Raw genomic sequence first — 12,531 nt, forward strand, 5'->3', positions numbered from 1 at the left:
CGTGATGATACGCCCGCGCACGCCGCGCCCCGTCACCAGCCGCGCCAATCAGTGATAGCCCGCATCGCCCTCGCGCACCTTGCCGCGGAACACGCGGTACTGCATCGCGTTGTACACGAGGATGATCGGCAGCACGATCACGGTGCCGACGAGCGCGAACAGCTGGCTCGAATGGCTCGACGACGCATCCCAGATCGTCAGCGACGGCGGCACGATGTTCGGCCAGATGCTGATCACGAGCCCGGTGTAGCCGAGGAACACGAGCGCGAGCGTCAGCAGGAACGGCGTCGCCTCGTGCTGGCGCTTCACCGTGTGGAAGATGCCCCACACGCACGCGACGACGAGCACCGGCACCGGCAGGAACCAGCCGAGGTTGCCGCTGCCGAACCAGCGATGCGCGACGGCCGGCAGCCCGACCACGGTCCACAGGCTGACCACGCCCATCACGGCGAGCAGCACGCCCGCGAGCGGCTTCATCAGCACGCGCATCTTGCGCTGCAGCTCGCCGTCGACCTTCAGGATCAGCCAGCCGCAACCGAGCGTCGCATAGGTGACGAGCACGCCGATCCCGCAGAACAGGCTGAACGGCGACAGCCAGTCGAACGGCCCGCCCGCGAACTGGTTGTTCACGATCCGGATGCCCTGGAGCAGCGAGCCGAGCGTGATCCCCTGGCAGAACGCGGCCAGCGCGGAGCCGCCGATGAATGCGAGGTCCCACAGGTGTTGCGTGCGGTTCGCCTTCGCGCGCAACTCGAACGCCGCGCCGCGGAAGATCAGCCCGACCACCATCAGGATCAGCGGCAGGTAGTTCGCCGGCAACAGCGTCGAGTAGACGACCGGGAATGCGCCGTACAGGCCCGCGCCGCCGAGCACGAGAAAGGTCTCGTTGCCGTCCCACACCGGCGCGACGGTATTCAGCATGACTTCGCGCTCGACCTTTGCGTCGAAGAACGGAAACAGCAGGCCGATGCCGAGGTCGAAGCCGTCCAGCATCACGTAGATGAACACGCCGAGGCCGATGATCGCGGCCCACACGACAGGAAGATCGATCTGCATGGCTTACTCCGCTTCGGTGACGTTCAGCGGCGTGGACAGCGCGCTCTTGCGCAGCCCCGGATGCCGGTGCAGCTCGATGTACCCGGCCTGGGCAGCCGGCCCGCGCTTCATCAGATTCAACATGTAATAGATACCCGTCCCGAACACCAGGAAATACACGACCACGAAGATCAGCAGCGACACGCCGACCTGCTGCGCGCTGAGCGGCGCGACCGAATCGACGGTGCGCAGCACGCCGTACACGGTCCACGGCTGCCGCCCGACCTCGGTCGTGATCCAGCCGGCCAGCAGCGCGACGATGCCCGACGGCCCCATGCACACGACGAACCACTGGAACCAGCGCGTTTCATACAGGCGTCCGCCCTTTCTCAGCAGCAGGCCGAGCAGCGCGGTGAGCAGCATCAGCATCCCGAGGCCGGCCATGATCCGGAAGGTCCAGAACACGATCGGCGAGTACGGACGGTCCTGCGCCGGGAATTCCTTCAGCCCGCGAATCTCGCCGTCCCAGCTGTGCGTGAGGATCAGGCTGCCGAGGTGCGGCACCTGGATCGCATAGCGCGTCGTCTCGGCCTGCATGTCGGGCAGCCCGAAGAGGTTCAGCGCGGTGCCGCCCTTCTCGGTTTCCCACAGCCCCTCGATCGCCGCGATCTTCGCCGGCTGATATTCGCGCGTGTTCAGCCCGTGCGCATCGCCGACGAGGATCTGGACCGGTGCGAGCAGCAGCAGCATCCACAGCGCCATCGAGAAGCTGCGCTTCACCGGCTCGTCGCGACGCCCCTTCAGCAGGTGCCATGCGCCGCACGCGGCGACGATGAAGCCCGCGACGATGAACGCCGCGATCGTCATGTGCACGAGGCGATACGGGAACGACGGGTTGAAGATGATCTTGAACCAGTCGACCGGCACGACGAGGCCGTTCTCGATCCGGTAGCCCTGCGGCGTCTGCATGAAGCTGTTCGACGCGAGGATCCAGAACGTCGAGATCAGCGTGCCGACCGCGACCATCAGCGTCGCGAAGAAATGCGCACGCGGGCTGACGCGCTGCCAGCCGAACAGCATCACGCCGAGAAAGCCGGCTTCGAGGAAGAAGGCCGTCAGGACTTCGTAAGTGAGCAGCGGGCCGGTGATGTTGCCCGCGACGCGCGAGAAGCCCGCCCAGTTCGTGCCGAACTCGTAGGCCATCACGACGCCGGAGACGACGCCCATCCCGAAGCCGATCGCGAAGATCTTCGACCAGAACTGGAACATGGATTTGTAGGCGGCGTCGCCGGTGACGAGATAGCGCCATTCCAGCACCGCCAGGAAGCTCGCCATGCCGATGCTGATCGCCGGAAACACGATGTGGAACGACACCGTGAACGCGAACTGCAATCGGGCGAGATGGAACGCATCGAAGATTTCCATGACCGTAATTTGCTCGTGGTTGTGAGGACGTCAGCTCGAAGCGGGAAATCGCGCGACGGCTTCGCGACGGCACGTGCAAACATCGACGGATCGCAGTGCACGGCAACGAAGCGTGAATGACGATATCGCGTTTCGAACGATACTCGCAATCGTGCGGACGTGCGCTGAAACTGTGCTTTCCCGGGGGCCGAAGATGTGTGCACGGAAAACCCGTTTCGGCACCCGGAGGCCTTCAGCTGTACTGCTTTCCGCACTACGACGCTGTGCATCCGCGGCACGGCCGAACGCCCGTACCATCGGCTCGTAGCCTGCCCGCGGCGAGCCGGAGCGACCCCACGCACCGCCCCCGCAGAACCCGTTCCCGTCGCCCGGCGCCCGCGCCGGCCGATCTCCCTGGAGAAACCCGCATGGACCCCAGCGACCGCCCCGACGATCCGGCCGGCACCCGCACGTGTCACGTGACGCGTCAGCGTGCCGGCGACGCGCGGGACACCGTCGATCGTGTGGTCGACGAAACGCCGGTTGCACTCGTGTTCAACGGCATCGCGCACACGGTGATGATGGCGACGCCGATCGACCTCGACGCGTTCGGCCTCGGCTTCGCGCTGAGCGAGGGCATCGTCGAGCGCGCATCGGACGTCTTCGATATCGAGAGCGAATGCCGGCCCGGCAGCGCCGAAGTGCGGCTGACCGTGTCGCAGCAGGCGTTCATGGCGCTGAAGGCGCACCGGCGCGCGCTGGCCGGCCGTACCGGCTGCGGCGTCTGCGGGATCGAAAGCATCGCGCAGCTCGACCTGCATCCGCCGCGCATCGCGGCCGCGGGCGCGGCGGCCGGCATCGGCGCCGACGCCGTCGCGCGCGCCGCCCGCGCGTTGCCGGCGCGGCAGCCGCTGATGCGCGCGACCGGCGGCATCCATGCGGCCGCGTGGTGCGACCGCGACGGCACCGTGCTGGAAGTCTGCGAGGACGTCGGCCGCCACAACGCGCTCGACAAGCTGATCGGCCGGCTCGCGCGGCGTCGCGTCGAGCTGCGCGCGGGCTTCGTGTTCCTGTCGAGCCGCGCGAGCTACGAGCTCGTGCGCAAGGCGGCGCGCGTCGGCATCCCGATGATCGCGACGATCTCCGCGCCGACGTCGCTCGCGATCGACGTCGCCCGCGAAGCCGGCGCGCGGCTGCTCGGCTTCTGCCGCGACGACGGCTTCGTCGAATACGTGTCGCCCGACGCGCTCCCGTTACCCGAACCGACGCGTGCGCAACCGCATGCGCTCACCGCCTGATGAAACCCCTGACCGATTTCGACACCGCTCAACGGCAGTTCGCCGCCACGTTCGCGCCGCCGCGGACGGCCGTCTCCATACCTGTCGCGCAGGCGGCCGGCCACGTGCTCGCCACGCCGCTCGCCGCCGTGCTCGACCAGCCGCCCGCCGACCAGAGCGCGATGGACGGCTACGCGGTCCGTCACGCCGATCTCGAACACGGCGAGCCGCTGCGCGTCGCGCAACGCTGCTACGCGGGCGATGCGCCGTCGCCGCTGGCACCGCGCACCGCCGCACGAATCTTCACCGGCAGCCTGATTCCGCCGGGTGCCGACACCGTCGTGATGCAGGAGCACGCGCACGAACAGGACGGCTGGGTCGGGTTCGACGCACCGCAGCGCAGCGGATCGCATATCCGCCGCCGCGGCGAGGAAGTGCGCGCGGGCGACCTGCTGATGCCGGCCGGCGTGCGGCTCGGTGCGATGCACGTCGGCGTCGCCGCCGCGCAGGGTTGCGCGCGCATCGACGTGCGGCCGCCGCTGCGGGTCGGCATCCTGACGACCGGCGACGAGCTCGTCCCGTGCGGCCAGCCGCGTGCGCCGCAGCAGATCTTCAACAGCAACGCGCCGATGCTCGCCGCGCTGGTGTCGGGAACCGGTGCCGGCGTCGCGGCGAGCGAGCATGCGGCCGACACGCCGGCCGCCGTCGATGAGGCGCTGCGCGGCATGGCCGCGCGCTGCGATCTGGTCGTCTGCGTCGGCGGTGCATCGGTCGGCGACAAGGACCTGCTGCGTCCCGCGCTGACCGCGCTCGGCGCGTCGTTCGAGGTGTCGGGCGTGCGGATGAAGCCCGGCAAGCCCGTCGCGCTCGCGCGGCTCGACGAACGGCCCGTGGTGCTGCTGCCCGGCAATCCGGGCGCCGCGACGATCGCGTTCGCGCTGTTCGTCGTGCCGCTGATCCGCTGCCTGCAGGGGCGCGACGACTGCCTGCCGCCCGTACCGTCGCTGCCGATCGACGTCGACGTCGAACCGGATGCGCAGCGCGAACGCTTCGTGCGCGTGCGCCGCACCCTCGACGCCAATGGCGCGCCCGTCCTCGATACGCTACGGCAGCAAGGTGCCGGCACGCTGCAATCGCTCATACAGGCGAGCGGGCTCGCGCGGCTGCCGGCCGGCCGACGCATCGCGCGCGGCGACGCGGTGCCGTATTACGATTTCGCGCACTGGCTCGCGTGAGCAGGCGCATGCTCGTATTGCCCGCGTTTCGCGCATGCAGGATCACGAACTGTATTCCTGCATTTCGGGCGGGATTGTGCCTCTGTCGGAAAAAGGCGGCGGACTATCCTCACGATGAGGCTCGTCACGACCCGTGCGCCGACACATCCGCGCACAGGCGGCCGATCGGCGACGCCGTTCCGCTCACTTCATGCAGGCCGACGAATCGATCGTGAATGCCCTCGCTTCCGCGCCGGCCGCCGCCCCATCCGGCGGCGCATCGCCCGGCACCCTCTCCCGCCCGCTCGACACGCTCGCGCGGCCGCTGCGCGATCTGCGGCTGTCCGTCATCGACCAGTGCAACTTCCGCTGCGGCTACTGCATGCCGCGCGACAGCTTCGGGCCCGACTACGCGTTCATGCCGTCGTCCGAGCGGCTGTCGTTCGCGCAACTCGAGAAGATCGCGCGCGCGTTCGTGTCGATCGGCGTCGAAAAGATCCGCCTCACCGGCGGCGAGCCGCTGCTGCGCCGCAATCTCGAAGCGCTGATCGAACGGCTCGCGACGCTGACGACCGTCGACGGCAAGCCCGTCGAAATCGCGCTGACGACCAACGGGTCGCTGCTCGCCGCGAAGGCACGCACGCTGCGCGATGCGGGCCTGTCGCGCGTGACCGTGAGCCTCGACGCGATCGACGATGCCGTGTTTCGCCGGATGACCGACACCGACGTGCCGGTCGCGCGCGTGCTGGCCGGCATCGAGGCCGCGCAGGCGGCCGGGCTCGCGCCGGTGAAGGTCAACGCGGTGATCGAGCGCGGCGCGAACGACGACCAGATCCTGCCGCTCGTGCGCCACTTCCGGCACAGCGGCGTGGCCGTGCGCTTCATCGAATACATGGACGTCGGCGGCGCGAGCGCGTGGTCCGGCGACAAGGTCGTGCCGGCCGCGCGGATGCGCGAGTTGATCGACGCAAGCTATCCGCTCGTGCTCGTCGGTGAACCGGGACACGACGCCACCGCGATCCGCTGCCGGCACATCGACGGCGCGGGCGAGGTCGGCTTCATCGCGAGCGTGTCGCATCCGTTCTGCGGCACGTGCTCGCGCGCCCGCGTGTCGGCCGACGGCCAGCTCTATACGTGCCTGTTCGCGACGCAGGGTACCGACCTGCGGCCGTGGCTCGACGATCGCGCATCGATCGACCACCTCGCCGACGCCGTGCGAGCGCGCTGGACGCGGCGCGACGACCGCTATTCCGAGCGGCGGGCCACGCGCGCGGCCCGGCCGTCGGGCAAGACCTATCCGACCGTGCGCATGTCGCTCGTCGGCGGCTGACGGCTGCCGCGCGAAGCGGCGCGCACCGCTTAATGGAGAACCGTCATGACTTTCACCGAATCCCGTGCCACGTCGCCAGACGATCCGTCGCGTGACGGCACCCATTCCGAACCCGCCGACCCGCACGCCGAGCCGCCGCCGGCGATTGCCGCCGGCTTCGAGGTGCGCGTGCAGTATGCGGCGATCGACGCCGGCACCGAGATCGCACCGATCGTTCGCAATCCGAATGTCGGCGCGGTCGTGAATTTCCTCGGCGTCGTGCGCAACGAAGGCGACGTCGACGACGTGATCGCGCTCGAAGTCGAGCACTATCCGACGATGACCGAGCAGGCGCTATGGAGCATCGTCGAGGAAGCCAGCGCGCGCTGGCGGCTCGAGGCGGTCAGGATCGTCCATCGCGTCGGGCGCATTCCGCTCGGCCAGCCGGTCGTGATCGTCGTGGTGGCCGCCGCGCATCGCGCGTCGGCGTTCGATGCGTGCGAGTTCATCATGGACTTCCTGAAGACCCATGCGCCGTTCTGGAAGAAGGAGATCCGGCATGACGGCGTGGCCGGCTGGGTCGAGCCGAAGGCGCATGACGATCAGGCGATGCGGCGATGGGGTTGAACGTGCCGGCCCATGCGTTGCCGATTTCACCGATTCCGCCGATTTCGCTTGGGACATGCCAATGAAACTGACGATCAAATACTTCGCGAGCATTCGCGAACAGCTGCATACCGACGAGGAAGTCGTCGAGATCGATGCGCATGAAGTCACCGTCGACGCGCTGCGCGGCATGCTCGCCGCACGCGACGCGCGCAGTGGAGACGCGCTGCGGATCGACCGGCCCGTGCGGGCGGCCGTGAACCTCGAGATGGTGACCGGCGGGTTCGTCGTGCGCGAGGATAGCGAGGTGGCGTTCTTTCCGCCGGTGACGGGCGGGTGACGAGCGATCCCGATGCAGCGTGCTCGCCGATCCACGTGCATCACGCGCCGGGAATTGAATCGTTCACACACTGCGACCGACGTGCGAAACTGAGCGACGCCTGTCCGCCGGGCGACAGATCCGCACGGAACCACGGCCGGCCCTGAAGCGCAACCGGAGACCGCTCATGGCAACCCGTCTTTATGGAGCACGAACAGGCAATTGCCGCAGGGCAGCCATTGCGCTGGCGGAGGCCGGCATTGCGTATTCGGTGAGCCAGGTGGACCTGAAGGCGGGCGCGCACAAGTCCGCCGCGTTCCGGGCGCTCAACCCGCGTGGCCTCGTGCCCGTCATGGTGGAAGACGGCGAACCCGGCCCCGACCTGGTCCTCACCCAATCGAACGCGATCATGTTCCATGCGGCGAGTCGGTCCCGGGAGCGCCTGACGCCCGAGCAAGGCCGGCAGTCGGCCGTGTTCCTCGATCGCCTGTTCTATTTCGTCACGGAAGTGATCGCACCGAACGGCAGCGCTTTCGCGCTTGCGCAGCAAGGCGACGAATCGGGCGCCCGGTTGCTGGCCGGTCGCTCGCTCGACGCGCTCGTTCAGGCCGAGCGATTCCTGACCGACAGTCCGTATATCGCCGGCGATATGTTCACGCTCGCGGACATCGCCGCATACACGAGCGTGTTCGCGGTAACGCAGGATCTCGACTGGTCCGCGCTGCCCCTCCTCCACACGTGGTACGCGCGGGTCGGTGCGCGGCCCGGCGTCGTCCGGGGCATGGCGGCGTTTTAGCGGCGCACCGCTCCGGGCGCCCCCACTCGCCGAAACGGCTCGACCATCGCCGTACTGGTACCGCCCCGAATTAAACACTTGCACATACGAGCATATGCTCCTATATTGACGGACAGGAGCATATGCTCTTAATTTCACAGAGGGATTCAGCCATGAACGCAACTTCGATTCTTGTCAGCGGCGCGACCGGCCGCACCGGCGGCGCAGCCATCGACGAACTGCTGCAGATGGGCAAGCGCGTGCGCGCCTACGTGCGCTCGGACGATGACCGCGCAGCCGCCCTGCGCGCACGCGGCGTCGACATCGCCATCGGCGATTTCACCGACATCGACGCGATCCGCGCCGCGATGGAAGGCGTCAGCGCCGCCTACTTCCTGCATCCGATCGCGCCGGGCATTCTCGGCGCCGCGGCCTATTTCGCGCAGGCCGCGAAGGAAGCCGGCGTCGGCGCGATCGTCAACATGTCGCAGATTTCGGCACGGCGGGAATCGACCAGCCACGCGGCGCAGGATCACTGGGTGTCCGAGCGCGTGTTCGACTGGTCGGGCGTCCCGACCACGCACCTGCGCCCCACCTTCTTCGCGGACTGGCTCGTGTATCCGCACTTCGCCCAGGAAATCCGGGCCACGCAGAAGATCACGTTTCCGTTCGAGGACGGACGCCACGCGCCGATCAGCGCGGACGACCAGGGCCGGGTCATCGCCCACCTGCTGGCGAACCCGGCCGGCCACGGCGGCCAGACCTACACGCTGCACGGCCCGGTGGAACTGAACCACACGGAGATCGCCGCGCTGATGAGCGACGTGCTCGGCATCAGGATCGAATATGCGCCGACTTCGATCGCGGAGTTCAAGGAAAAGATGGAGCAACTGTACAAGTTCCCTCCGTTCCTCGTGCAGCACCTCGTCGAAGTCGCGCAGCACTATCGGGACGGCGTCTTCCGGGGCACCAACGATGTCGTCGAGAAGATCACGGGCACCCCGGCGCTGTCGGTGCCGGCGTTCATCGAGAAGTATCGCGGCGCTTTTGCGTGACAATGCGCTTGAACCCGGCAATCGGCCGACGTCAAGGAGAAGAGAAATGCGGGCGAAAAGCCAACCCATCGGTGTGGATCAATGCAATTGCTTTACGGTGAGGAAGGCCGCCCGTCAGATCTCGCGTCTTTACGATGCGCATCTCCAGCCGTCCGGCCTGCGCATCACGCAGTTCCTGATCCTCGCGACGTTGAACGAGCGCGAGAGCGCGTCGGTCAACGTGCTGGCCGAGCGCCTCGACATCGAGCGCACGGCGATGGGAAAGATGATCGGCGTGCTGGAACGGGACGGCTTCGTCACGATGCGGCCGTCCCCGGAAGACGGTCGGATCCGCATCGTCGAACTCACGCCGGAAGGCACCAGCCTGTTCGAACGTGCCGCACCGCTGTGGCGTGAAGCGCAACAGCGGTTCAGCACGCTGAACGGCGCGGAAAACGTGGATGCGCTGCGCCGCAGCCTCGTGGAGATGAAAGTCGGCACCGATGCGCCGTCCATTCCGGAGTGACGGGCTTTCCGGATCGTCGACCATTCCGCCTCACCACGCCCGGGCACCGAACACGCCCGCGCAGCCCGCTGCGCCGAGGCTCCGGCCCACGCGCGCGTTCAGCCCGTCAGCTGCGCCGCCCGGCGCATCCCCGTCGTCCGACGCCGGATCGTCAACTCTTATATAAGACATAAGACATTTGACGCTTCACCATATTGGGATTAGAATCCCGCTCAAAGCAGTGAAGCAGTGTCCGGAACAGCAGCCTCGGCGTGCCTGGAAAGCCCTTCCCCTGAAACGCAATCTCAGCAGGTCCCCCCATGCTAGAAAACTTTCGTGCTCACGTGGCCGCCCGCGCCGCGCTCGGTATCCCCCCCCTGCCGCTGACGGCTCAGCAAACCGCCGAGCTGGTGGAACTGCTGGCGAACCCGCCCGCCGGCGAAGAGCAGACGCTGGTCGACCTGATCACCCACCGCGTCCCCGCCGGCGTGGATGAAGCCGCCCGCGTGAAGGCCGGCTTCCTGGCCGCCGTCGCGAAGGGCGAAACGGCCTGCCCGCTGATCTCGCGCGAGCGCGCGACCGAACTGCTCGGCACGATGCTGGGCGGCTACAACATCCAGCCGCTGATCGAACTGCTGTCCGACGACGCCGTCGCGGCTGTCGCTGCCGACGCGCTGAAGAAAACCCTGCTGATGTTCGACCAGTTCCATGACGTGAAGGAACTCGCCGACAAGGGCAACGCGCACGCGAAGGCCGTACTGCAGAGCTGGGCCGACGCCGAATGGTTCACCAGCCGTCCGGAAGTGCCGGAAAGCCTGACCATCACCGTGTTCAAGGTCACGGGCGAAACCAACACCGACGACCTGTCGCCGGCGCCGGACGCCACCACCCGCCCGGACATCCCGATGCACGCGCTGGCGATGCTGAAGAACGCGCGCCCCGGCATCACGCCGGAAGAAGACGGCAAGCGCGGCCCGGTCAAGTTCATCGAATCGCTGAAGGAAAAGGGCCACCTGGTCGCCTACGTCGGCGACGTGGTCGGCACCGGCTCCTCGCGCAAGTCGGCCACCAACTCGGTGCTGTGGTTCACCGGCGAAGACATCCCGTTCGTTCCGAACAAGCGTTTCGGCGGCGTGTGCCTCGGCGGCAAGATCGCCCCGATCTTCTACAACACGATGGAAGATGCCGGCGCGCTGCCGATCGAGCTCGACGTGTCGCAGATGGAAATGGGCGACGTGGTCGAACTGCGCCCGTACGACGGCAAGGCGCTGAAGGACGGCAACGTGATCGCCGAATTCCAGGTCAAGTCCGATGTGCTGTTCGACGAAGTGCGCGCCGGCGGCCGCATTCCGCTGATCATCGGCCGCGGCCTGACCGCGAAGGCGCGTGAAGCGCTGGGCCTCGCACCGTCGACGCTGTTCCGCCTGCCGCACCAGCCGGCCGACAGCGGCAAGGGCTTCTCGCTCGCGCAGAAGATGGTCGGCCGCGCATGCGGTTTGCCGGAAGGCCAGGGCGTGCGTCCGGGCACGTACTGCGAACCGAAGATGACCTCGGTCGGCTCGCAGGACACCACGGGCCCGATGACCCGCGACGAACTGAAGGATCTGGCGTGCCTCGGCTTCTCGGCCGACCTCGTGATGCAGTCGTTCTGCCACACCGCCGCTTATCCGAAGCCGGTCGACGTGAAGACGCACCAGACGCTGCCGAACTTCATCAGCACCCGCGGCGGCATCGCGCTGCGTCCGGGCGACGGCGTGATCCACTCGTGGCTGAACCGCATGCTGCTGCCCGACACCGTCGGCACCGGCGGCGACTCGCACACGCGCTTCCCGATCGGCATCAGCTTCCCGGCAGGCTCGGGCCTGGTCGCATTCGCGGCCGCCACCGGCACGATGCCGCTGGACATGCCGGAATCGGTGCTGGTCCGCTTCAAGGGCACGATGCAGCCGGGCGTCACGCTGCGTGACCTGGTCAACGCGATTCCGCTGTACGCGATCAAGCAGGGCATGCTGACGGTCGCCAAGCAAGGCAAGAAGAACATCTTCTCGGGCCGCATCCTCGAAATCGAAGGCCTGCCCGACCTGAAGGTCGAGCAAGCGTTCGAACTGTCGGATGCGTCGGCCGAGCGTTCGGCAGCCGGTTGCACGGTGCACCTGAACAAGGAACCGATCATCGAGTACCTGAACAGCAACATCACGCTGCTGAAGTGGATGATCGCGCAGGGCTACCAGGATCCGCGCAGCCTGCAGCGCCGTATCGCGGCGATGGAGCAGTGGCTGGCCGACCCGCAACTGCTGTCGCCGGATGCCGACGCCGAATACGCAGCCGTCATCGAGATCGACCTGGCCGACATCCACGAGCCGATCGTCGCCTGCCCGAACGACCCGGACGACGTGAAGACGCTGTCCGACGTCGCGGGTGCCACGATCGACGAAGTGTTCATCGGCTCGTGCATGACCAACATCGGTCACTTCCGCGCCGCGTCGAAGCTGCTGGAAGGCAAGCGCGACATCCCGGTCAAGCTGTGGGTCGCGCCGCCGACCAAGATGGACCAGAAGCAGCTGACGGAAGAAGGCCACTACGGCGTGTTCGGCACGGCCGGCGCCCGCACCGAAATGCCGGGCTGTTCGCTGTGCATGGGCAACCAGGCACAGGTGCGCGAAGGCGCGACGGTGATGTCGACGTCGACCCGCAACTTCCCGAACCGCCTGGGCAAGAACACGAACGTGTACCTCGGTTCGGCGGAACTGGCAGCGATCTGCTCGCGTCTGGGCAAGATCCCGACCAAGGACGAGTACATGGCCGACATGGGCGTGCTCAGTGCCAATGGCGACAAGATCTACAAGTACATGAACTTCGACCAGATCGAAGACTTCAAGGAAGTCGCCGACACCGTGCAGATCTAAGCATGCTGTCGCGCCGCGGCGGGTCGTACCCGTCGCGGCGACACGCAATGGCGCCGCGGGCTGAATGCCTGCGGCGCCATTTTTTTTGGTTCTTCGTGAATTTCCGTGGACGTCGCTTGCCGACCCACTGCGCCGTTCGACTGCGCA

The 12,531-nt window shown here is 67.4% G+C and carries 11 protein-coding genes; 9 read left to right on the plus strand and 2 right to left on the minus strand.

Features of this window, described 5'->3' with window-relative positions; translation table 11 throughout:
• Positions 1-48: 48 nt before the first annotated feature.
• Positions 49-1,056, minus strand: a complete 1,008-nt coding sequence (cydB, locus tag DIE06_RS23820) for a cytochrome d ubiquinol oxidase subunit II (RefSeq protein WP_124663466.1) — start codon at positions 1,054-1,056, stop codon at positions 49-51.
• A gap of 3 nt (positions 1,057-1,059) precedes the next feature.
• Positions 1,060-2,460: a cytochrome ubiquinol oxidase subunit I gene (locus DIE06_RS23825; RefSeq protein WP_124663467.1), complete on the minus strand. Its 1,401-nt coding sequence runs from the start codon at positions 2,458-2,460 to the stop codon at positions 1,060-1,062.
• A gap of 407 nt (positions 2,461-2,867) precedes the next feature.
• Here DIE06_RS23825 and fdhD point away from each other — a divergent pair, with 407 nt between their 5' ends.
• The 9 genes from fdhD to acnB all read left to right on the plus strand — a co-directional run bounded on the left by fdhD (position 2,868) and on the right by acnB (position 12,384).
• Complete coding sequence (gene fdhD / locus DIE06_RS23835; RefSeq protein WP_124663468.1) at positions 2,868-3,737, plus strand: formate dehydrogenase accessory sulfurtransferase FdhD; 870 nt, start codon at positions 2,868-2,870, stop codon at positions 3,735-3,737.
• Positions 3,737-4,951, plus strand: coding sequence for a gephyrin-like molybdotransferase Glp (gene glp, locus DIE06_RS23840; protein WP_124663469.1), 1,215 nt, complete (start codon positions 3,737-3,739; stop codon positions 4,949-4,951). The genes fdhD and glp overlap by 1 nt, the downstream gene beginning before the upstream one ends.
• Before the next feature lie 190 nt (positions 4,952-5,141).
• A complete protein-coding gene (gene moaA, locus DIE06_RS23850; protein WP_124663471.1) occupies positions 5,142-6,260 on the plus strand; it encodes a GTP 3',8-cyclase MoaA in 1,119 nt (372 codons plus the stop codon).
• A 45-nt stretch (positions 6,261-6,305) separates the two neighbouring features.
• Positions 6,306-6,866 carry a molybdenum cofactor biosynthesis protein MoaE gene (locus tag DIE06_RS23855; protein ID WP_124663472.1) on the plus strand — a complete coding sequence of 187 codons (561 nt, stop codon included), beginning with the start codon at positions 6,306-6,308 and terminating at the stop codon, positions 6,864-6,866.
• A 61-nt stretch (positions 6,867-6,927) separates the two neighbouring features.
• Positions 6,928-7,185 (plus strand): molybdopterin converting factor subunit 1, encoded by a 258-nt coding sequence (gene moaD, locus DIE06_RS23860; protein WP_124663473.1) that lies wholly within the window; start codon positions 6,928-6,930, stop codon positions 7,183-7,185.
• 166 nt (positions 7,186-7,351) lie between these two features.
• Complete coding sequence (locus tag DIE06_RS23865) at positions 7,352-7,960, plus strand: glutathione S-transferase family protein (RefSeq protein ID WP_124663474.1); 609 nt, start codon at positions 7,352-7,354, stop codon at positions 7,958-7,960.
• Between the two features lie 152 nt (positions 7,961-8,112).
• A complete protein-coding gene (locus DIE06_RS23870) occupies positions 8,113-8,994 on the plus strand; it encodes an NmrA family NAD(P)-binding protein (protein WP_124663475.1) in 882 nt (293 codons plus the stop codon).
• 46 nt (positions 8,995-9,040) lie between these two features.
• Positions 9,041-9,499, plus strand: coding sequence for a MarR family winged helix-turn-helix transcriptional regulator (locus DIE06_RS23875; protein ID WP_124663476.1), 459 nt, complete (start codon positions 9,041-9,043; stop codon positions 9,497-9,499).
• Between the two features lie 299 nt (positions 9,500-9,798).
• On the plus strand, positions 9,799-12,384 hold the full coding sequence (gene acnB, locus DIE06_RS23880) for a bifunctional aconitate hydratase 2/2-methylisocitrate dehydratase (protein ID WP_124663477.1): 2,586 nt from the start codon (positions 9,799-9,801) through the stop codon (positions 12,382-12,384).
• Positions 12,385-12,531: the final 147 nt, after the last annotated feature.

The organism is Burkholderia sp. Bp8998, from assembly GCF_003854235.1.
GTDB lineage: Bacteria > Pseudomonadota > Gammaproteobacteria > Burkholderiales > Burkholderiaceae > Burkholderia.